The 20,032-nt window shown below is 63.0% G+C and carries 18 protein-coding genes; 11 read left to right on the top strand and 7 right to left on the bottom strand.

What is annotated here, in order from left to right:
* Position 1: 1 nt before the first annotated feature.
* The 4 genes from AC0L2O_RS28525 to AC0L2O_RS28510 all read right to left on the bottom strand — a co-directional run bounded on the left by AC0L2O_RS28525 (position 2) and on the right by AC0L2O_RS28510 (position 4,586).
* Positions 2–1,012 carry a branched-chain amino acid ABC transporter permease gene (locus AC0L2O_RS28525; protein ID WP_409189340.1) on the bottom strand — a complete coding sequence of 337 codons (1,011 nt, stop codon included), beginning with the start codon at positions 1,010–1,012 and terminating at the stop codon, positions 2–4.
* Positions 1,013–1,213: 201 nt separating this feature from the next.
* On the bottom strand, positions 1,214–2,041 hold the full coding sequence (locus AC0L2O_RS28520) for an AraC family transcriptional regulator (RefSeq protein ID WP_369724801.1): 828 nt from the start codon (positions 2,039–2,041) through the stop codon (positions 1,214–1,216).
* Between the two features lie 130 nt (positions 2,042–2,171).
* A complete protein-coding gene (locus AC0L2O_RS28515) occupies positions 2,172–3,422 on the bottom strand; it encodes an ABC transporter substrate-binding protein (protein ID WP_369724799.1) in 1,251 nt (416 codons plus the stop codon).
* Positions 3,423–3,833: 411 nt separating this feature from the next.
* Positions 3,834–4,586, bottom strand: coding sequence for an SDR family NAD(P)-dependent oxidoreductase (locus AC0L2O_RS28510; RefSeq protein ID WP_473372066.1), 753 nt, complete (start codon positions 4,584–4,586; stop codon positions 3,834–3,836).
* 170 nt (positions 4,587–4,756) lie between these two features.
* Here AC0L2O_RS28510 and AC0L2O_RS28505 point away from each other — a divergent pair, with 170 nt between their 5' ends.
* The 10 genes from AC0L2O_RS28505 (at position 4,757) to AC0L2O_RS28460 (ending at position 15,849) form a co-directional block, all read left to right on the top strand.
* Positions 4,757–6,016: an extracellular solute-binding protein gene (locus tag AC0L2O_RS28505; RefSeq protein ID WP_409189338.1), complete on the top strand. Its 1,260-nt coding sequence runs from the start codon at positions 4,757–4,759 to the stop codon at positions 6,014–6,016.
* 32 nt (positions 6,017–6,048) lie between these two features.
* Complete coding sequence (locus tag AC0L2O_RS28500) at positions 6,049–6,960, top strand: carbohydrate ABC transporter permease (protein ID WP_409192921.1); 912 nt, start codon at positions 6,049–6,051, stop codon at positions 6,958–6,960.
* Complete coding sequence (locus AC0L2O_RS28495; RefSeq protein ID WP_473372065.1) at positions 6,953–7,801, top strand: carbohydrate ABC transporter permease; 849 nt, start codon at positions 6,953–6,955, stop codon at positions 7,799–7,801. Before AC0L2O_RS28500 ends, AC0L2O_RS28495 begins: the two co-directional genes overlap by 8 nt.
* Before the next feature lie 22 nt (positions 7,802–7,823).
* Complete coding sequence (locus tag AC0L2O_RS28490) at positions 7,824–8,921, top strand: Gfo/Idh/MocA family protein (RefSeq protein ID WP_473372064.1); 1,098 nt, start codon at positions 7,824–7,826, stop codon at positions 8,919–8,921.
* Between the two features lie 10 nt (positions 8,922–8,931).
* Positions 8,932–9,576: a ThuA domain-containing protein gene (locus tag AC0L2O_RS28485; RefSeq protein WP_473372063.1), complete on the top strand. Its 645-nt coding sequence runs from the start codon at positions 8,932–8,934 to the stop codon at positions 9,574–9,576.
* Positions 9,573–10,622, top strand: a complete 1,050-nt coding sequence (locus tag AC0L2O_RS28480) for a LacI family DNA-binding transcriptional regulator (RefSeq protein ID WP_473372062.1) — start codon at positions 9,573–9,575, stop codon at positions 10,620–10,622. The genes AC0L2O_RS28485 and AC0L2O_RS28480 overlap by 4 nt, the downstream gene beginning before the upstream one ends.
* A 427-nt stretch (positions 10,623–11,049) precedes the next feature.
* Positions 11,050–12,180: a sugar ABC transporter substrate-binding protein gene (locus tag AC0L2O_RS28475; RefSeq protein ID WP_369724786.1), complete on the top strand. Its 1,131-nt coding sequence runs from the start codon at positions 11,050–11,052 to the stop codon at positions 12,178–12,180.
* A 66-nt stretch (positions 12,181–12,246) separates the two neighbouring features.
* Positions 12,247–13,788, top strand: coding sequence for a sugar ABC transporter ATP-binding protein (locus AC0L2O_RS28470; protein WP_473372061.1), 1,542 nt, complete (start codon positions 12,247–12,249; stop codon positions 13,786–13,788).
* Positions 13,781–14,893, top strand: a complete 1,113-nt coding sequence (locus tag AC0L2O_RS28465) for an ABC transporter permease (protein ID WP_473372060.1) — start codon at positions 13,781–13,783, stop codon at positions 14,891–14,893. Before AC0L2O_RS28470 ends, AC0L2O_RS28465 begins: the two co-directional genes overlap by 8 nt.
* Positions 14,890–15,849 carry an ABC transporter permease gene (locus AC0L2O_RS28460; RefSeq protein ID WP_369724782.1) on the top strand — a complete coding sequence of 320 codons (960 nt, stop codon included), beginning with the start codon at positions 14,890–14,892 and terminating at the stop codon, positions 15,847–15,849. The genes AC0L2O_RS28465 and AC0L2O_RS28460 overlap by 4 nt, the downstream gene beginning before the upstream one ends.
* A 3-nt stretch (positions 15,850–15,852) precedes the next feature.
* Here AC0L2O_RS28460 and AC0L2O_RS28455 read toward each other — a convergent pair whose 3' ends face one another.
* Positions 15,853–16,752, bottom strand: coding sequence for an SMP-30/gluconolactonase/LRE family protein (locus AC0L2O_RS28455; protein ID WP_473372059.1), 900 nt, complete (start codon positions 16,750–16,752; stop codon positions 15,853–15,855).
* A 192-nt stretch (positions 16,753–16,944) separates the two neighbouring features.
* Here AC0L2O_RS28455 and AC0L2O_RS28450 point away from each other — a divergent pair, with 192 nt between their 5' ends.
* Positions 16,945–17,970: an aldo/keto reductase gene (locus AC0L2O_RS28450; RefSeq protein WP_473372058.1), complete on the top strand. Its 1,026-nt coding sequence runs from the start codon at positions 16,945–16,947 to the stop codon at positions 17,968–17,970.
* Positions 17,971–18,046: 76 nt separating this feature from the next.
* Here AC0L2O_RS28450 and AC0L2O_RS28445 read toward each other — a convergent pair whose 3' ends face one another.
* Together AC0L2O_RS28445 and iolG are read right to left on the bottom strand one after the other, a co-directional pair.
* Positions 18,047–18,502 (bottom strand): RbsD/FucU family protein, encoded by a 456-nt coding sequence (locus AC0L2O_RS28445; protein WP_409192920.1) that lies wholly within the window; start codon positions 18,500–18,502, stop codon positions 18,047–18,049.
* Positions 18,503–18,608: 106 nt separating this feature from the next.
* A complete protein-coding gene (gene iolG / locus AC0L2O_RS28440; RefSeq protein ID WP_473372057.1) occupies positions 18,609–19,628 on the bottom strand; it encodes an inositol 2-dehydrogenase in 1,020 nt (339 codons plus the stop codon).
* Between the last annotated feature and the right edge of the window lie 404 nt (positions 19,629–20,032).

Genomic DNA, 20,032 nt, shown 5'->3' with positions numbered 1-20,032 from the left:
GTCAGCGCCTCGCGAGCAGGCCCTGCGGCCGAAGCGCCAGCACCAGCACCATGATCAGGAAGGTCACGACGATGGCGTAGGTCGGGATGTAAACCGAGCCGAGCTGCTCGGCGAGGCCGATGATCAGCGCGCCGAGCGCGGCGCCGGGAATGGAGCCCATGCCGCCTACGATCACGACCACGAGCGAGGCGAGCAGGAAACGGATGTCTTCGCCGGGTGAGAGGGACTGGAACGTCCCGCCGACCACGCCGGCGATGCCGGCGAGCCCGGCGCCGAGTGCGAAGACGAGCACGAAGACGATCTGGATGCGCACCCCCGTCGCGGCGAGAATGTCGCGATCGTCGACGCCGGCGCGGATGATCATGCCGATCCGGGTGCGGTTGAGCGCGAGCCACATCGCGACGCCGATGACGACGGAGGCCAGGAAGATCACGAGCCGCACCAGCGGATAGCGCAGATACACCGGCTCGCCCGAGGATTTCACGGCGGTGATCAGCGGCAGCTCGATCGGACCGATCAGCCAATTCGGGGTCTGGATCTGGTAGAAGTCACCACCGCAGGCCCATAGCATCAGATCGGCGAACACGATCGAGAGCCCGATGGTGACCATGGTTTGGCGCAGGTCCTGGCCCTCCATGCGGCGGAAGACGAGAACCTGGAGCAGGACGCCGACCAGCGCAGTCAGGATGAAGGCGATGATGAACGAAAGAATCCAGGAGCCGGTCGAGGCGCTGATGGCGTAGCCGACGTAACCGCCGAACAGATAGAGCGAGCCGTGCGCGAGGTTGACGTTGCGCATCAGCCCGAAGATCAGCGTAAAGCCGCTGGCGACGAGGAAATAGAGGCCGCCAAGTGTGATGCCGTTGAACAGCGCGTTGAGGAAGACCCGCTTGCGGCCGATTGCCTCTTCAAGGCCCTGCGGCCATACCGCGAAGATCAGCCAAAGAGCGACGGCGACCGCGATGATGATGATCAGCGCCCAGGCTGGATGGCGCTCGACAAAGCGGGTCATGATCGCCGATCCGTCTTCGCGCCAGCCCAACCCTCTTGCCCCGATCGGGGCGAGGTGGCACGCAGACCGTTGCCGGCCGCAAGCCCTGCCATGAACGTGCGCTCCCTATCAATCGCGATCCTCTTTGCGGGATCGCGTTCCGCACATCCTAGATGGGCCGGAAGGAAAGCGTTTGATCGTGAGTATCTTTTCGCGCGTATGTCAGGCGCGCAAAACCTTGGCCGCGCGACGATAATCGGTTGGTGCCATCCCGACATTGGCTGCGAAAAAGCGGGTGAACCCGCTCTGCGATGAGAAGCCGAGATCGAAGCCGATATCGGCGATCGGCGCCTCGCTCGCCACCAGCGCTTCCAGCGCCTGCTCCATCATCAGCGTATTGAGATAGAGGTGAGGGGTGACGCCGGTCTGGGTGCGGAACAGCCGGTAGAAGTGCGGCCGCGAGAGGCCGGATTCACGCGCGATGGTGTCGAGCTCGATCTCGGCACCGGGACTCTCCGACATCATCTTGATACACTTGCGCACGCGAAAATCGGTGACGGAACCGTTTGCGCGCGGATCGCGCGCGGTCTCGGCCTGCTGCCAGCTCTCGTCATAGCAGATGTCGATCAGCCGTCTCAGCTCGCCATCCAGGCTATTGAGCGAAGGGGCGCCGCACACGAGGGCGGCTGCGTGCTTGATATGCTTGTCCAGTGCCACCGATCGCGTGAATTGGGTGCGGCCGAAGCGAAGGCGGTCGGCGCCGGGCGCATCGGGCGCGAACCACTCCGCATTGACATAAAGCACGAAGAAAACGGCGCCGAGATCGAGATCGGACGGCAGGAAATTGTGCGGCTCCCATGGGTTGACCGCGACGACGGACCCTTCGGTGAGCTCGTAACGTCCATCGCTGACATCGATGCATGCGGGACGCCCCCCGACATGGAAGATCAAATGACCTTCGCGATGTGCGTGGATGTTGAAAGGGCGGTTTAATTGATAGACCGTCGCCCGGCCAAAGCGGCCGTGGAAGACGGCGAGCGCCCGGCTCATGCCTTCTCTCCCAGAAGCTTTTGTCTTTTCCCGGTAGCGTTCAACAACCGGGGAGAGAATGCAAGGGCGCATGATGTCGGCGCCTTGCAAATCTCTCCCCGCTCCGTCGTCGCTCGCGAACGAGACTATGTCAGTACTTCTTACATTCCGGTACCGTACGACTTGGCAAACCGATCTTGGCGAACACTGCGGGATCGTAGCCCAAGGTCTGATTGACGTTCGGGATCACCTTCACGACCTTGGAGAACAGCGCGCCCTTTCCGTCGTCGACAACTTCGGTGACGAAGTTGGTGCCGATCGCCTGGCGGTTGGAGTCGAGCTTGATCTTGCCGTTGGGCGCGTCGAGCTCGATCTTGGCGAGGGCTTCCTTGTACTTGGCCTGGTTATTGGAGAGATCCCCGTTGACCTGGCGCAGCGCCAGGATCAGCGCCATGGTCGAGCCGTAATAGTTGGTGGCAAGCAGCGACGGACTGGGGAAGCGCTTGTTGGCCGGGAAGGCGTCCTGGTAGTCCTTGACGAACTTCTGCCAACCCGGATCCTCCCAGGTGTCGGCCTGGCCGCTCGCGGCGAGCGTGCCGACCAGCGCGTTCTTGGCGTTGCCCTTGGACGACAGGATGGTCTGGTCGATCATGATCGAGCCGCCCATCAGATGTGCCTTGCCGCCGGCCTGCTGGTACTGGTTGAGGAAGTTGACGGCGTCGGCGCCGCCGAGACCGAGATAGATGGCGTCGACGTCATCCGGCAGCGCGGCGATGACCGAGGCGAAGTCCTTGGTGCCGAGCGGCACCCATTGCCTGTTGGTGACTTGTCCGCCGGCGCCGCAGAATTCGAGCACGAGGCCGAACACCTGGGTGTAGATGAAGGAATAGTCCTCGCCGACGGTCGCGATCTTCCTATACTTCTTCTCGTCATAGGCGTATTTGCCGAGGCCCACCTGCCACTGCGCGCCGTCCATGTTGTAGCGGAAGAAATTCGGCGCCGGATCGACATAGGTCGTTTCCTGGGCACCGGAGGCGGCGTTGATGAAAGTCAGCTCCGGATGGGTCTTTGCGAAATTCTTGACCGCGATGCCTTCGTCGCCAGACAGCGGCGACAGCAGGATCTGGACCTTGTCCTGCTCGATCAGCTTGCGCACGGCGCGCACGGCAGAGTCCGGTGTCGCATCGGTCGAGGCGATGACGAATTCGAGCTCCTTGTCGCCGACCTTCTTGCCGAGCACGTTGAGCGCCGTCTGAAAGCCGCGGATGCCATCCTCACCGAGCACGGTGTAGGTGCCTTCGAGCGTCGCGGTGACGCCAACCTTGATCTTCTCCTGGGCCATCGCCGTGCCAGACAACAACATGGCACTCAATAGAATCAATCCCGCACTGCCTTTCAACATCGGTCTCCTCCCTGGTGATCCCGTCGGCATCCGCATGTTTGACGTGGTGAGCGCGGACACCCGGTTGTTTTGTTGCACGCAAGGCTAGCCGATGCGGGGCGCGACACCGATGTCGTAAGCCTCGCGTGGTTTGACGGGCAGTCTCATTTTGATTGTTGCGGCGCAAGTGGTTTTGCGGTGCAACCGCAGCTCTGCGACGAATTCGTGCGCGTATCGAAGACAGCGCGTGGCGCAGATGTGCGCCGTCGCGCCGGAGATCGATCGCGCGCGGCGACTCTCGGCGCAGTATGTGAACGGTCTCCCGAGTTTTGACCCAGTTCAGAAATTCCAGCAAGAAATTAATGCAAAGGGTATGTCTCTCAGTCCGCGGATTCCAGCTTCGCGCGTTACGCGCTCAAGACTGAAGCCATCTCACACCCAGCCGCCATCTACGACATAATGTTGAGCGGTACAGGCGGAGGCCTCGTCGGAAGCGAGAAAGACGGTGAACTTTGCATCGGGTACGAGTCTGCGCTTGAGGCATTGCCGCTGCATCAGCTCGACCTCGCCTTCCGGCGTCATCCATTTCTCGAGCTGGCGCTCAGTCATGATCCAGCCCGGCGCTATCGCATTGACGCGGATGTTGTAGGGACCGTAGTCGCGCGCCAAGGAGCGTGTGAGACCAATGACGCCTGACTTGCTGGCCGTGTAGGCGGCCATGCCGCCTTGTCCGGCGATCCACGACACCGAGCCGAAGTTGATAATGACGCCGGCGTTCCCCGTCTTCATGTCCGGCAACACGGCTTGCGCCGCAAAGAACTGGTGCTTCAGATTCACGGCGATGCGGTTGTCCCAATATTCTGGCGTCACCTCCTCGGTGTTATGCCGTTCGTCGTGCGCGGCATTGTTGACGAGGATATTGGTCGCGCCGTATGCGTTGCGCGCCTCCGCGACGCCGGCGCGTAACGCCGCGACATCGGTCAAGTCGACACGCTGGAAATGCGCACTGAGACCCTGATCCGAGAGCTCACGTGCCAGGCGCTGGCCTTCGTCGACCTTGACGTCGAAGAACACGACCTTGGATTTCTGCTGCGCAAAGTGCCGCACGATGGCGGCGCCAATGCCCGATGCGCCTCCGGTGACGAGAATGACCTTGCCGGCGAGGTCGGAATAAACGGCAGCCATGGATGGAACCTCTTGAGTTGCGTCGCGGGCCGTGCGGTGCGACGTCCAGCGCTCGCGCCGAGCTTAGCTATTCCCCTGGTGAGGTGCATAGATCAGAAATTCAGTTGCGTACCTCAAAAATCGAAGGCAGGATCGCGCCCAAAGAATAGAAGCCGATTGGGAGGAATGTGATGAGGCTGCTCGGGAAGCTGGGACTCGCCGGTGCCGCATGCCTGCTTTGGGCCAGCGTCGCCGCAGCCGACACAACCGTGAAATGGCTCCACATCGAGGTTAACCCGGCCCAGGTGAAGATCTGGGAGGAGGTCGCGCGCGCCTATGAGGCGTCGCATCCGGGCGTCAAGGTCGAGATGCAGTTCCTCGAGAACGAAGCCTACAAGGCCAAGCTGCCGACCATCCTGCAATCCAAGGACCGTCCCAACATCATCTATAGTTGGGCCGGCGGCGTGTTGAAGACGCAGATCGAAGCCGGCGTGCTCGAGGACATTACCGATTCCGTGAAGGGCTACAGCGACAGCCTGACGCCGGCGGCGCTTGCCGCGTTCACCAGCAACGGTCGCGTCTACGGCCTGCCCGTGGCGCTGTCGCAGGTCGGGTTCCTCTGCAACAGGGAACTGATGGCGAAGGCGAAGGTCGATCCGGCCGCCATCAAGAGCTGGGACGATCTGCTCGCCGCGGTGAAGACGCTGAAGGCCGCCGGCATCACGCCCATCGTGGTCGGCGGCGCTGACAAATGGCCGCTGCATTTCTATTGGACGCATCTTGCAGTCCGTGTCGGCGGCAAGCCGGCGTTCGAAGCGGCGCTGCGCGGCGAGAATGGCGGCTTTGCCGGCGAGACCTTCCAGAAATCCGGCGAGCTGTTCAAGCAACTCGTCGATCTCCAGCCATTCCAGAACGGCTTTCTCGGGTTCAAGAACCCGCAGGCCGTCGGCTATTTCGGTGATGGCAAGGCGGCGATGACGCTCGCGATCAGTAGCATCTACAATTTGCAGCGCGCGCTCGCCGCCGACAAGGTCGGGCTGAGCGAAGACAAGATCTGCTGGTTCGATTTTCCGGTCGTGGCCGGCGGGAAGGGCGCGCCGACGGACACGCTGGGGGGCATCACAGGCTGGCTGATCACAAAAGACTCGCCGAAGGAGGCGGTCGACTTCCTGAAATACTTCATCTCCAAGGACGTTCAGACCCGGCTTGCCGCGGGCAACTTCATCATTCCCGTGGTGCAGGGTGCGGAGGCCGGTCTCAACAATCCTTTCATGAAGCTGATCGCGGCCAATCTGGCGAAGTCGAACTACCACCAGAACTTCTATGACCAGAGCCTCGGCCCTTCGGTCGGTCGCGTCGTCAATGACGTCAGCGCGGAAATCGCCGGCGGCAGCATGAGTCCGCAGGACGCTGCCAAGGCGATCGAGGCGGCGCGGAAGCAGGGTAACTGACAGTGGTGCGGCGGATCGTGGCCTCGCCGGCGATGGACGCTGCGGAGACATCGTTCTCGCCACTCGCAGTTCGCGGTCCTCGCTGGGACAGCCGCCTCACCGTCCTGATCCTGTTCCTGCCGCCGGCGTTGGTGCTGTTCACGCTGTTCGTGGTGCTGCCGGTCGGCGAGGCCGCCTGGTACTCGGCCTTCAACTGGAACGGCTTCGGCAGGCCGACGAACTGGATTGGCTTCGACAATTACCGCTTCGTGTTTGAGACGCGCGCCTTCTGGCTTGCGCTGCGCAACAACGGACTGATCATCGCCGTCTCGCTTGCGATTCAGCTGCCGCTTGCGCTCACCCTGGCTTTGATGCTGGCGGAGCGTTTTCGCGGAGCGGTGGCGCTGCGCATGCTGTTCTTCATGCCCTATATCCTGGCCGAGATCGCGACCGGGTTGATCTTCAGCTTTGTCTATGACGGCGACTACGGCCTCGTCGCCTCGATCTGGCGCGCCTTCGGTGCCGAGGCGCCGCATCTGCTGGCTTCGACCGAGACGTCGATGTTGGCCGTGCTGATCGTGGTGGTCTGGAAGTACTTTGGCTTTCACATGATGTTGTTCATCGCCGCACTCCAGAGTCTCGACAAGAGCCTGATCGAGGCCGCGCGGATCGACGGCGCGACCCGGTCGCAAACCCTGCGCCACGTTGTCATCCCGTTGCTCTATCCGACGATCCGGCTCTCAATATTCTTCGCCATCGTCGGCTCGCTGCAGCTGTTCGACCTGGTCATGCCGCTGACGCGCGGCGGACCTGCGGACTCCTCGAACACGATGGTGAGCTTTCTCTACAATAACGGCATCTCCCGCATGCGGGTCGGCTACGGCAGCGCCATCGGTGTCATCCTGTTCGCGATCTGCGTGACCTTTGCCGTGACCTACAAGCGATGGTTCATGCGCGATGAGTAATGTCGAGACCACACGTGCGCCGTTCGATTCCGCGGGGCTGTTCAAGTCGTTGTTCCTCGCCGTCGTTGCGATCTTCGTGCTGGTGCCGCTGCTCGCGACCTTGCTCGGGGGCTTCAAATCGCTTGGCGAACTGCGCGTTAATCCGTTCGGCCTGCCGCGCCACTGGGAGTGGCAGAATTATGCCGACATCCTGTTCTCCGTGCGCTACTGGCAGCTGTTGCGCAACTCGCTGGTCATTTCGACGCTCACGGTGGCATTGACCCTGGTCGTCGCCTCCATGGCGGCGTTCACCTTCGCGCACATCAAGTTCTACGGCAGCTCGATGCTGCTGAGCTACCTGACCCTCGGCCTGCTGTTTCCGGCCGCGACCGCCGTGCTGCCGCTGTTCATCAAGGTGCGCGATCTCGGGCTGCTCGATAGCTATTTTGGCGTTGCGCTGCCGCAGGCGGCCTTCGGTCTCGCCATGAGTGTGCTGCTGCTGCGGCGTTTCTTCAAGGACATCCCGTACGAGCTGTTGGAGGCTGCGCTGGTCGACGGATGCAGCTACATCAACTTCTTCCGCTATGTGACCCTGCCGTTATCGCGGCCGATCCTGGCGACCGTCGGGACGATCGCGTTCGTCAACAGCTGGAATGCCTATCTGTTGCCGCTGGTGATGCTCAACACCGATTCGCTCTATCCCTGGCCGCTGGGTATCATGGTTTATCAGGGCGAATATTCGTCCGAATGGCACCTGATCCTGGCCTTCATCACGCTGACCATCCTGCCGACGATCATTCTGTTCCTTCTGGCGCAGAAGCATATCGTCGCCGGCCTCACCGCAGGCGCGGTCAAGGGATGAGCGGGACCTTACGGAGATCACAATGAGAAAAGTGGGCATCGGGATCATCGGCTGCGGCAATATCAGCACCGCCTACCTGAAGGCGGCCCAGCGCTTCCCGGTCATGGAGGTCAGGGCGCTCGCCGATATGCGCAGCGATGCCGCAGAGCGCCAGGGCGCCGCCTTCGGGCTGCCGGGGATGCGGGTCGATCAACTGCTCAAGCGCGACGACATCGAGATCGTCATCAATCTCACGGTGCCGCTCGCCCACACCGACGTCAGTCTGGCCGTTCTGAATGCCGGCAAGCATGTCCATTCCGAGAAGCCGCTCGGCATCAACATCGCGGAAGCCCGCAAGGTGATGGATCTCGCCGCGCAGAAAGACCTTCGCGTCGGCTGCGCGCCCGACACGTTTCTCGGAGGCGGACACCAGACCGCGCGCAAGCTGATCGACGACGGAGCGATCGGCACGCCGGCGGCGGGCAGCGCCTTCTTTGGCTGCCCTGGCCACGAGCGCTGGCATCCGGCGCCGGGCTTCTATTATCTGCGCGGCGGCGGCCCGATGCTCGACATGGGCCCATACTACATCACCGATCTCGTGCAGCTGCTCGGCCCGGTCGCGAGCGTGATGGGCTCCACCGCACGTCCGAAATCCGAGCGCCTTGTGACCAGCCAGCCGATGAACGGCACGCTGATCCCGGTCGAGGTGTCGACCCATGTCGCGGGCACGCTCGAATTCGAGAGCGGTGCCGTCGTCTCGATCACGATGAGCTTCGACATCCCCAAGCACCGTCACGCGCCGATCGAAATCTATGGCGACAAAGGCAGCATGCTGGTGCCGGACTCGAACCGCTTCGGCGGCGAGGTGCAGGTCGCGAAGACCGGTGGCGAATGGGAGGCGGTGCCGTTGACCCACGGGCATATCGACGGCGAGTTCCGTTCCATCGGCGTCGCCGACATGGCCACCGCAATTCTGAACAACCGGCCGCATCGTGCCAGCGGCGCGCTTGCGTTCCATGTACTGGAGGTGATGGAGGCGTTCCAGACCTCCGCCGACGAAGGACGGCGCGTCAAGATCGAGAGCCGCGTTGAGCGGCCGGCGATGCTGCCGGCCGGACGTGAAACCGGACAGATCGACTGAGGACGGAAACATGCGCAATGCAATGATTGTTTGGGGCGGCTGGCCGGGACACGATCCCGATCTCTGTGCCTCGATGATCCGCGGCTGGCTGAAGGCGGAAGGCTTCGAGGTGCGGATCGAGACCACAACGGCGGCGTTCGCCGATGCTGCGATCCACGATCTGTCGCTGATCATCCCGATCTACACTATGTCGAAGATCGAGAAGGCAGAAGCGCTCAATCTCTGCGCGGCGGTGCGGAGCGGAGTGGGGCTCGCCGGCCACCACGGCGGGATGGGCGATGCCTTCCGCGATTCCGTCGAGTACCAGTTCATGTGTGGAGGGCAGTGGGTCGCGCATCCCGGCAACATCATTGACTACAAGGTCGATTTGACGAAGCCGGATGATCCCATCACGAAGGGCCTGAATAGCTTTGAGCATCGCTCCGAGCAGTACTACATGCATGTCGACCCCGCCAATGAGGTGCTGGCGACAACGACCTTCAGCGGCGAGCACGCGCCCTGGATCGAGGGCGTGGTGATGCCGGTGGTGTGGAAGAAGCGATACGGCGCGGGCAGGGTGTTCTATTCCTCACTCGGCCACCGTGCCTACGAGCTGGACGTCCCGGAGATTCGAACCTTGATGATCCGCGGCTTGCTGTGGGCGGCCCGCGAATGACAGCTGGTGCGACGCAGTCGGCGGTCCGCGCAACGCTCGAGGACGTTGCGCGCGCGGCGGGCGTGTCGCTCGCGACCGTCGATCGCGTCGTCAACCGGCGCGATGGCGTGCGCGCCAAGACCGTTGCGCGCGTCCAGGCGGCGGTGGCAAAGCTCGGCTATCGCGCCGACGTCGCGGCCGCGCGGCTCGCCCGTGGGCAGTCGTTCCGCTTCGCCTTCGTGCTGCCGAGCGGCAGCAACAGCTTCATGACGAGCCTGACCGAGCAGGTCCAGCGTACCGCACACTGGCTCGCCAGCCAGCGCGGCTTTATCGATGTTGTCCATGTCGACGTATTCGATCCGGACGTGCTCGCCGGCGCGCTGGAGAACCTGTCCCCCGTCTATCAGGGGGTCGCCGTCGTTGCGCTCGACCATCCCAGGGTGCGTGCGGCGATCGACGAGCTTGTTGCCCGCGAGGTCGCCGTGGTGACCCTTGTGTCGGACGCGCCGAGCTCGCGGCGCCTGCATTATGTCGGAATCGACAATCCGGCCGCGGGGCGAACTGCGGCAACATTGATGGGACGCTTCCTTCGCGGCCGCAAGGGGACGGTTGCCGTGATCGCCGGATCGTTGTCGCTGCGCGACCACAGCGAGCGGCAGTTCGGCTTCCACCAGATCCTGTCCGGCGAGTATCCGAACCTGCTCGCGTTACCGGCCATCGAGGGCCGCGACGACAGCGAACGCACGAGAGAGCTCACAGCCGCGCTGCTCGTGCGCCATGCCGATCTCCGTGGCATATATTGCTGCGGCGCCGGGAACCGTGGCATCGCCGATGCGCTAGAGATCTCCGGGCGTGCGCGCAAAGTGGTCTGGATCACTCACGAGCTGACCCAGCACACGCGGCGTTTCCTGGTCCGAGGCACACTTGATGCAATCATCAACCAGGACTCCGGTCACGAGGCGCGCTCTGCAGCGCGAGTCCTGCTGGCGCATTGCTCGGGTGAGCCGATCAGCCCCGACCAGGAGCGCATTCGCATCGACATTTTTCTGCGCGACAATCTGCCGTAACGTCGTACGCGTTGCTGATGCGCAGCTGCCTGTTGCTGGCGGCCGACGACGCACGTCCCGGTCGCTGGCATTGTCGCGGCTGCCCCGCGGCTTCGCATAGCGATTCACACTTTTCCCTGAGTGTCATTTTTTTCGTCGCGCGCGTGGATGGGGCCACGGAAGGTCGGCCATGGCCCACCGTCGCCGCTGCGCCATCCCATGCCGCCCACGAACATCCGGCTGTCATCGTTACGTTTTCTGCTTCCCGCAATCGCGATCGTTGTGCGGTGCGTTCACGTCGTGTGTCGCGGCCGAGCATTCGCCCTCCGCTTGTCAGGATCGCAAGTTGCGTGCCATCTTGTCTCGGCAAAGCGCACGGGGAGGTCAATTCCCGGCATGGCGACAACGCCGCATTAGGGTGGAACACAAACGCTCAGGGAGAAATGACATGGTGTGGACGCTTCGTCTGGCGGGGCTGGCTTGCGCTGGCTTGCTGCTGTCCTCGGTGAGTGCTTTGGCGGGTCCCAAGGTCGTCTCCGGTCCGGGTGCCGATCCCGCCTGCTTCAAGCCGTGGTCGTCTGAAACGAAATTCTTCCAGTGGCCAAAGAAGCCCGGCCCCTACCGGATCGCGCTGGTCAACGGTTTCGTCGGCAACACCTGGCGCATCCAGATGGTAAAGACCGCCAAGGCATTCGCCGACCAACCGGGGATCAAGGAGAACATCAAGGAGTTCAAGGTCGTCTCCACCGGGACCGATGTTGCCGCGCAACTCGGCGCGATGGAGGATTTCATCAACCAGGGCTTCGATGCCATCGTCACGATTGCGGTCGCGCCCGACGGGTTTGATCGCATCATCCGGCTTGCCGACAAGAACAATGTCGTGGTGGTGCCCTTCGACAACGTTCTCGACACCGACAAGGTGATGATGGTCAACGAGGACCAGAAGGAAATGGGCCGCATGTCGGCCAAATGGCTGATCGATGAGAGTGGCAAGAAATCCGGCGACATTCTCGAAGTTCGCGGCTTGCCCGGCAACTCGGTCGACCGCGACCGTCATCTCGGTTTCCGCGAGGTCATGGAAGGGCCCGGCAACAGCTTCAAAATCACCGAGGTCGTCGGCAATTGGGATACCGGCACCTCGCAGAAGGTAACCGCGGATGCGCTGGCCGTGCATGGCCATTTCGACGGAATATTCACCCAAGGCGGCTCCGACGGCACCGTGCAGGCGCTGATGGCTGCCAAGCATCCCTTTGTGCCGATGTCGGGCGAGGGCGAAAACGAGTACCGCAAGCAGATCGCCGATCACGCCAAGGACGGGCTCAAGGGCATGTCCTACGGCCAGTCGCCGGCGCTGGTTGCGATCGCGACCAAGGCGGCGATCTCGGCGCTGCAGGGCAACGTCATGCCGCAGCTGATCTCGATCCCGATTCCGGTGGCGACCTACAAGGACCTCAAGCCGGGCACGAATTACTGGCCTGAGCTCAATGCCAACTTCTTCGCGCCGAACCAGTTCACACCTTGCGGCGTGAACTTCACCGCGCCGGAGATCATGTCGCAGAGCGAGAAGAACACCCAGTGACCTCTGCAGCGATCGCTCCGTCACGGCCCGGCATCCGCCGGGCCGTCGTCGCGTGAAGGCCCGGACATGCCGGCTGCCGACCCGACGCAACCCGCCTTCCTGGAGCTCGCCGGAATCTCCAAGCGTTATGCCGGCGTTCGCGCGCTGGAAGCCGTCGATTTCGCCTGCGAGCGCGGCAAGATCCACGCCGTGCTGGGCGAGAACGGCGCCGGCAAGTCGACGCTGATCAAGATCATCGCCGGGGTGGTGCAGCCGGACAGCGGTCGCATGCGCCTCGCGGGCAGCGACGTCGGCTTCACGACGCCGGCGGCGGCGAATGCGGCCGGTGTCGTCTGCATCTTCCAGGAGCTGTCGCTGATGCCCGACCTCTCGGTCGCGGACAACATCTCCATCGCGTCGCCGCCGCGGCGGTTCGGCCTGATCGATGCGAGGGCGCAGCGGCGCCGCGCCGAACAGCTTCTGGCAGAGATCGGCTGCGAGGATATCAATCCCCTGAGGCACGTCCGCGATCTGCCCTTGTCGCGGCGCCAGGTTGTCGAGATTGCCAAGGCGCTCGGCAAATACCCGCAGTTGCTGATCCTCGATGAGGCCACATCGGCTCTGACCAGCGCGGATGTCGAGAAGGTTTATGCGATGCTGGCACGACTCAAGGCCAAGGGCGTCGCAATCCTCTACATCTCGCACCGCATGCACGAGGTCGAGGCGCTCGCCGACCGCGCCTCGGTGTTTCGCAATGGCCGTCACATCGAAACCTTCGACACGGGCGCGCGCTCCACCGCCGAGATCGTCCAGCTCATGATCGGGCGCGACATCACGGCCCAGTATCCGCCGAAGCCGCCGCGCCAAACCGCAAAACCGGTGCTGACGCTGGAGAACCTGTCCTGGGAAAGGCACCTCGATCGCATTTCACTCAGCGTCGGCGCCGGCGAGATCGTCGGGCTCGGCGGTCTCGATGGTCAGGGCCAGAAATCGCTGCTGCTCGCCTTGTTCGGCGTTCTGCGCGGCGTCACGGGTCGCGTTGCGGTTGCCGATCGCGAGGTGCGTCCCGGCTCTCCGGCGGCGGCAAAATCGGTCGGCATCGCGCTCGTCCCGGAGGACCGCAAAACCGAAGGGCTGATGCTGCCGATGTCGATCGCGGACAATCTTGCGATCGCCTCGCTCGACGCCCTCTCCACCGGTCCATTCGTCGACGGGGCTAAGGAACGCGCCGCGATCCAGCGGGCCATCGCACGGCTGCAGATCAAGCTGCGCGCGGCGAGTGATGCGGTCTCGACGCTGTCGGGCGGCAACCAGCAGAAGGTGGTGCTCGCCAAATGGCTGATGACCGATCCGCGCATCATCCTGCTCAACGATCCCACACGCGGCATCGACGTTGGCACCAAGCAGGAGCTGTACCGGTTGATGCGCGAACTTGCCGACCAGGGCGCAGCCATCCTGTTCTACTCGACCGACTATGACGAACTCATCGGCTGCTGCGACCGCGTCGCCATCATGTATGACGGGCGCATCGTGCGCGAGTTCGAAGGCGACGACCTCACCGAGACCAACATCGTCGCGAGCTCCCTCAACATCGACACCGATGCCGCAGCGCAGGCTCAGCATGCTTGACGATCTCGCCATCAGGATCCGCCAGAACATCGGTCTTGTCACCGCTATCCTGTTGTTCTGCGCCCTCTACATTCTCTACAATATCGCCCATCCCCGCGGTTTCTCCCCGGCCGTGCTGGTGCAGAATGGCGACGAAATTTTTGCGCTCGCCATGCTGGCGATGGCACAGACCATCCCGGTCCTGATGTCGGGCCTCGATCTCTCCGTTGGCGCGGTCATGACCATGGTCGGCTGCTTTGCGAGCTACCTCCTGACCGGCGCGGCAGGTGGCGCGCCGCTGCATCTCGATCTGTTCGGCCTGCATATCGGCCTCGGCACCTTTCCAGGCGGCGTGACCGGCATCCTGCTTGGGATTGCCGTATGCCTTGCGATCGGCACGGCTGCCGGTTTCATCAACGGCTGCGTTGTCGTCTATGGGCGTATCCAGCCGATCATTGCGACGCTTGCGACCGGCGCTGTCTATATCGGCATCGCGCTATTCCTGCGTCCGACCCCAGGCGGCAAGATCGACGAGGATCTGAACTGGGCGCTGACCAATTCGCTCGGCGATTTCGCCTCGACCGTGCACATCTTCGACGACGGCGCGGCGGGCTGGTTTGCGCCGTTCGCCTGGATCCCGGTGCCGTTCGTGCTTCTCGTTCTTATTCCGCTCGTGGTGTGGGTGCCGTTCCGGCGCTCCGTTCTCGGCCGCGCCGTCTATGCCGTCGGCTCGGCCGAGGGCGCAGCTTATATGTCCGGCCTTCCCATCGAGCGCGCCAAGATCGCGGCCTTCACGCTCGCGGGCTTCTTTGCCGGCTGCGGCGGTCTCTTCCTCGCCATCCAGACTTCGTCGGGCAATGCCGATATTCCGCAGGCGGGCGCCTATACGCTCAACTCAATTGCCTCCGTGGTGATCGGCGGCACATCGTTGCTCGGCGGCACCGGCAGTGCGATCGGGTCGATCTTCGGCGCCATGGTCTTGCGCGTGATTTCCTTCTTCTTCCGCATTTTCGACATCGCGCCCCTTTTGCAACCACTGTTCGAGGGCGTGATCCTGCTCGCCGCCGTCAGCATCGGCGCTTTGGGCGTGCTGCGCGTCAAGAATACGCTGGAGCTGTTCCGATGACGACAGCCTCCTTCGGTCTCTCGCGAGACGACCGCCCGATCCTGATTGCGGCGCTGTTCATCCTGGTCATCCTCGTCGCGGGCACGGTGTATACGTTCGCTCGTTTCGGCAGCACCCCGCTACTGTCGCCGGCCTATCTGCTCCAGCAATTGCAGATCGGTGCATTCCTCGGCATCGTGTCGGCGGGCATGATGATCGTGATCCTGATCGCGCAAATCGATCTGTCGGTTCCATGGACGCTGGCCGCCGCCGCCATGATGGCGACCTCCGTGGGCGGTCCGTTCGCCATTCCGGTCGGGCTCGGAATTGGCGTCCTGGTCGGTCTCGTCAACGGTATCGGTGTCGCCTATCTGCGCGTCCCCTCGATGATCTTCACGCTCGGCGTCAATGCCGTGATGCGCGGCCTCATGGTTGCGCATACCGGGGGCTATGCGCCGCAGACGGGGGCGACCGACCTGATGCGGGTGCTGGCGGGCGAGCGTACGCTTGGCATCCCGAACGCTCTCTTCGTCTGGGCTGCGGTCTCCGTGCTGGTCGTGGTGATTTTGCAGCGCATGGCGCTTGGCCGATACGTCTATGCAATCGGGAACAAGGAAGCGGCGGCCTATCTCGCCGGCGTCGACACGCGCCGGGTCACGGTGATTTGCTTCGTCCTCTGCGGGCTTGCCGCCGCGCTCGCGGGCGTGCTGCTCGCCGGCTATTCCACCAAGGCGTATCAGGGCATGGGAGATGCTTATCTGCTGCCCTCGATCGCCGCTGTCGTGATTGGAGGCACCAACATCCTCGGCGGTCGCGGCCGCTATCTCGGCACGCTGATCGGAGTCGTGCTGATCGTGCTCCTCAACAGCGTGCTGTCGATCATGGATATGCCGGAAGCAGGCCGCCAGGTGATCTACGGCCTCGTCATCATCTTCATGTTGCTGGTCTACGGGCGCGGCGAGCGCGTGACGAGCTAAGCATTACACGGCCGCGCGGGTGTTGAGAAACATCGCGTACAGCGAAGTCTGCCCGCAGATATAGAGCCGGTTGCGGCGCGGGCCGCCGAAGCAGACATTGGCGACGATCTCGCCGATCGGGATCGTGCCGATGTGGGTGCTGTCAGGCGCATAGCAGAACACGTTGCGGCCGCCCGACGTCCAGATGTTGCCGTGTATGTCCACGCGAAAGCCGTCATAGAGACCATCCGGACAGGTGGAAAATAGCTTTGCATCCGTGAGCTTTTGCCCATCCACTTGATAAGACCAGATCGTCGCGGGTAGCCCGTCGACATGCGTGGCACCGGTGTCGGCGACGTAGAGCAGCGTCTCGTCGGGCGAGAAAGCGAGCCCGTTGGGCTGGACGCGGTCCGACACCACGCGCGTCACCGCGCCGGTGCCGGGGTCGATCCGATAGACGTTGGAGGCTCCGATCTCGGACCTGGTCTGCAGGCCCTCATAGTCGCTGTCGATGCCGTAGGTCGGATCGGAGAACCAGATCGAGCCGTCCGATTTGACGACGGCGTCGTTGGGCGAATTCAGCTTGCGGCCGTCGAATTGATCAGCCAGCACCGTGATCGAGCCGTTGTGCTCGGTCCGCGTGACGCGCCGCATCAAATGCTCGCAGGTGACGAGCCGTCCCTCGCGGTCAACCGTGTTGCCGTTGGAATTGAAGCTCGGCGAACGGAATACGGAGACCGACGCATCGGTCTCGTCGAACCGCATCATGCGATTGTTGGGAATGTCGGACCAGATCAAATAGCGACCGGCCGGGAAATAGGCAGGTCCCTCGGCCCAGCGGCAGCCGCTGGTGAGCTTTTCAAGATTGGCATGGCCGAAGACCAGGCGCGTAAACCGGGGATCATGCGTGACATAGGGGAGCATCTTTCCTCCTTGTTGCCGCGGATCGTGAGGTGTCCGCGCGCTTTCTCTCATTCTTAGCAAGTCCGCGGTATCAGCGGAACAGCTTTGGGCGTCGCACGCAGCGTTGACACGCGGCGGCAAACACATACGCTGCAGCTCCCGACAATGAGACCAGCGCGTCGAAAACGGCGCCGAGAAGGGCAACGATCCACCATGGTTTCTCAATCAGCATTGCCGCGCCGCCCGCTTGGCCGGACCGGGCTTCAGGCCTCCATCCTTGGATTTGGAACCGCGCCGCTGGGCGATCTTTTCCTCGAGCTCGACGACCGCACCGCGATTGCCGCTGCAAGTCGCGCCCTCGAACTCGGCATCAATCTGCTCGATACGTCGCCGCACTACGGCAACGGCCTGTCCGAGCATCGCTGCGGGACTGCGCTCCGGCGGGTGAAGCGGCAGGATGTCGTCCTCTGCACCAAGACCGGCCGCTGGATGGATCCGTTCCACCGGCCCGAGACCCGGTCGGGCTTTGTCGGAGGGCATCCGCACCGGGCCGTGGTCGATTACTCCTATGACGGGACGATGCGGTCGGTCGAGCAGTCGCTGCTGCGGCTGGGCACCGACAGGATCGATCTGCTGCTGATCCATGACGTCGACGTCTGGACCCATGGCCAGGCTGCGATCGAGGATCGGTTTCGCGAGGCGATGGCCGGCGCCTATGTGGCGCTCGACAGACTGCGTTCGGAAGGCGTGGTTGCCGGCATCGGGATCGGTGTCAACGAAGCCGAGATGTGCGTGCGCTTTGCGCAGGCCGGTTCGTTCGACGTGATGCTCCTGGCCGGACGCTACTCACTGCTGGAGCAGCCGGCGCTGAAGGAGTTCATGCCGCTGGCGCTGAAGCAGGGCATCGCGGTGCTGCTCGGCGGCGTGTTCAATTCGGGAATTCTCGCGACCGGGCCGGTCGCCGGCGCGAAGTACAATTATCAGGACGCGCCGCCGGAGATCCTTTCCAGGGTGGCCGAGATCCAGCGCGTCTGCGCCTCTCACGGCGTAGCGCTGCCGACGGCAGCTTTGCATTTTGCGCTCGGTCATCCTGCTGTCGCGAGCGTGGTCCTGGGCGGGCAGAGCCCGCAGGAGGTTGAGCGCAACCTGGCTGCACTGACAACTGAGGTTCCGGCCGCGCTCTGGAGCGACCTGAAAGCGGCACGACTGCTCGACACCGAGGCGCCCGTCCCGAGATAGGCCCGCTGGTCGCCGGCAATTTCTCCGACCGCTGACGATGTACCGCTCGAGGAAGATGCCGACGACAACGAGCGGCCTAGGCCGCATCGGGCGGGATGACGCCCTTCTTGAAGATGAAGCAGCCATAGAAGCGGCGCTCGCCGGTCTGGATCACGCAGTACGATTTCTTGGCACGCTCGTAGAAGGCAAATCGCTCGATCGAGCCTAGCCGAAGCGAACGTCCTTCCGCAGCATCGATCTCCCTCTGCACTTCCGCTTGGACGGCCGGGATTTCGTTCGGCTGGTCCACGACTTCCATCCGCAGGGCGGGTTGGTCGACAAATGAATCGAGGGGAAGCACCGAGAGGATCGCGCGGGCCGCTCGCGCCGAGGTGACGTTGTCGATACGTAGCAGCTTGCCCAGCACCGTCTGGCGGGCAACGGAGTCGGCCGGGAAGTTTGTGTCGCACAGCACGAGATCGTCGCCATGCCCCATCGATCGCAGCGCGTGGAGGACATCCGCATTCAGAATGGGATCAAGCGACTTCAGCATGGCGCGCCCGCTATTTTCGTTACATGCTAGTGAGATCGGCTGCGGTTCGTCAAGCCTCCGGTGAGTGCGCGATTTTGGTTCGGATCGCAGCATCTCCCGGAAAACCCTACGTCTGCGTTGTCGTCGTCGTTCTCGGGACCAGACGGATTGTCTTTCTGCTCTTGACGGATTCGAGTGCTGCGTTCGCAATCATCAGCGCGAGGAGTCCGTCTTCACCGCCTGGCGACACCGGCTTCCCGCCGGTGACTGCTGCGATGAATGCGGCGATCTCGTTGGCGTAGGCTTCCAGGTAGCGCGTCATGAAAAAGTCGTGCAGCGGCGGCCTGGTATAGCCGCTCTTGCCGGCGATCTCGATTGAGACCGGGCGCTGGTTTTCAGCCGCGACCATTCCCTGCGATCCGTGGACCTCGATCCGCTGGTCGTAGCCATAGGTCGCGCGGCGCGAGTTGGAGATCAGGCACTGTTTGCCCGATGCGGTCTCCAGGATGACGCTGGCACTGTCGAAGTCTCCCAGCTCGCCGATCGCCTTATCGACCAGCACCGAGGCGTGAGCACTTACGAAGACAGGTTCTTCTTTCAGAAGAAAACGCGCCATGTCGAAATCATGAATAGTCATGTCTCGGAAGATACCGCCCGATCGGCCGATGTAGTCGTGGGGCGGCGGACCAGGATCACGGGAGGTGATCGAGATCATTTCAACGTCGCCGATCGTGCCGTCATCGATGGTCTTGCGCACAGCCGAGAAATGCGGATCGAAGCGACGGTTGAACCCGACCATCAGCGTGACCCTCGCCTTGTCGACCACGGACAAACACTGCGCGACCCGCGCAACGTCGAGATCGATTGGCTTTTCGCAAAAAATTGCCTTGCCCCGCCGCGCAAAGCATTCGATGAGATCGGCATGGGTATCCGTCGGCGTACAGATCACGACGGCATCGACATCGGCCGATCGCTCGATGTCTTCGATAGAGCGGACATCTGCCCCAAAAGCGATTGCGAGATCACGCGCAGCGGTGGGCGAGGCGTCGGCCACCGCGACAAGCCTGGCGTCCGAACTCGAGCCGATTGCCCTCGCGTGAACTTTCCCGATCCGGCCGGCGCCAATCAAACCGAACTTGACGGTCATCGAACCTCTCTTTCGCGGTCTCATCGCCGCGCACTCCCTGCCGCGGCGAGCTCGGCCGAACCGGCCGAGAGAATGAGATAGATATTCCGATTGACCGGAATATCAAATCGGTATTCATCAAGAACCAATAGGGAGACACAAATAGCTTTGGAATTGGGGAAGATCGCATTCATTGCCCGAGGCAGGCGAGCGCTCGCTCCGGCGGGAGTTCACGCCCGCTCGGCCGTACATCAGGATGGATGGACGGTGGCGGTGCTCTCGCGCGAGCCAAACGCGGGCAGGGGTGAGACATGAATGTCATGGAGCGCTTCATCCGTGAGCACCTCTTGCGCGACGGCGCCGACGTGGTCAACTCTTTCGCGCATCTCGAACGGGCGCGGGACCCGGCTGTCAGCAGCGTGAGG

Source organism: Bradyrhizobium sp. Kon10 (genome assembly GCF_055807395.1).
This window is presented reverse-complemented; position numbering and strand designations above follow the sequence as displayed.

Bases quoted from the DNA above. Each gene is read 5' to 3' on its own strand.
- AC0L2O_RS28525 (WP_409189340.1), bottom strand. From the start codon at position 1,012: ATGACCCGCTTTGTCGAGCGCCATCCAGCCTGGGCGCTGATCATCATC.
- AC0L2O_RS28520 (WP_369724801.1), bottom strand. From the start codon at position 2,041: ATGAGCCGGGCGCTCGCCGTCTTCCACGGCCGCTTTGGCCGGGCGACG.
- AC0L2O_RS28515 (WP_369724799.1), bottom strand. From the start codon at position 3,422: ATGTTGAAAGGCAGTGCGGGATTGATTCTATTGAGTGCCATGTTGTTG.
- AC0L2O_RS28510 (WP_473372066.1), bottom strand. From the start codon at position 4,586: ATGGCTGCCGTTTATTCCGACCTCGCCGGCAAGGTCATTCTCGTCACC.
- AC0L2O_RS28505 (WP_409189338.1), top strand. From the start codon at position 4,757: ATGAGGCTGCTCGGGAAGCTGGGACTCGCCGGTGCCGCATGCCTGCTT.
- AC0L2O_RS28500 (WP_409192921.1), top strand. From the start codon at position 6,049: ATGGACGCTGCGGAGACATCGTTCTCGCCACTCGCAGTTCGCGGTCCT.
- AC0L2O_RS28495 (WP_473372065.1), top strand. From the start codon at position 6,953: ATGAGTAATGTCGAGACCACACGTGCGCCGTTCGATTCCGCGGGGCTG.
- AC0L2O_RS28490 (WP_473372064.1), top strand. From the start codon at position 7,824: ATGAGAAAAGTGGGCATCGGGATCATCGGCTGCGGCAATATCAGCACC.
- AC0L2O_RS28485 (WP_473372063.1), top strand. From the start codon at position 8,932: ATGCGCAATGCAATGATTGTTTGGGGCGGCTGGCCGGGACACGATCCC.
- AC0L2O_RS28480 (WP_473372062.1), top strand. From the start codon at position 9,573: ATGACAGCTGGTGCGACGCAGTCGGCGGTCCGCGCAACGCTCGAGGAC.
- AC0L2O_RS28475 (WP_369724786.1), top strand. From the start codon at position 11,050: ATGGTGTGGACGCTTCGTCTGGCGGGGCTGGCTTGCGCTGGCTTGCTG.
- AC0L2O_RS28470 (WP_473372061.1), top strand. From the start codon at position 12,247: ATGCCGGCTGCCGACCCGACGCAACCCGCCTTCCTGGAGCTCGCCGGA.
- AC0L2O_RS28465 (WP_473372060.1), top strand. From the start codon at position 13,781: ATGCTTGACGATCTCGCCATCAGGATCCGCCAGAACATCGGTCTTGTC.
- AC0L2O_RS28460 (WP_369724782.1), top strand. From the start codon at position 14,890: ATGACGACAGCCTCCTTCGGTCTCTCGCGAGACGACCGCCCGATCCTG.
- AC0L2O_RS28455 (WP_473372059.1), bottom strand. From the start codon at position 16,752: ATGCTCCCCTATGTCACGCATGATCCCCGGTTTACGCGCCTGGTCTTC.
- AC0L2O_RS28450 (WP_473372058.1), top strand. From the start codon at position 16,945: ATGGTTTCTCAATCAGCATTGCCGCGCCGCCCGCTTGGCCGGACCGGG.
- AC0L2O_RS28445 (WP_409192920.1), bottom strand. From the start codon at position 18,502: ATGCTGAAGTCGCTTGATCCCATTCTGAATGCGGATGTCCTCCACGCG.
- iolG (WP_473372057.1), bottom strand. From the start codon at position 19,628: ATGACCGTCAAGTTCGGTTTGATTGGCGCCGGCCGGATCGGGAAAGTT.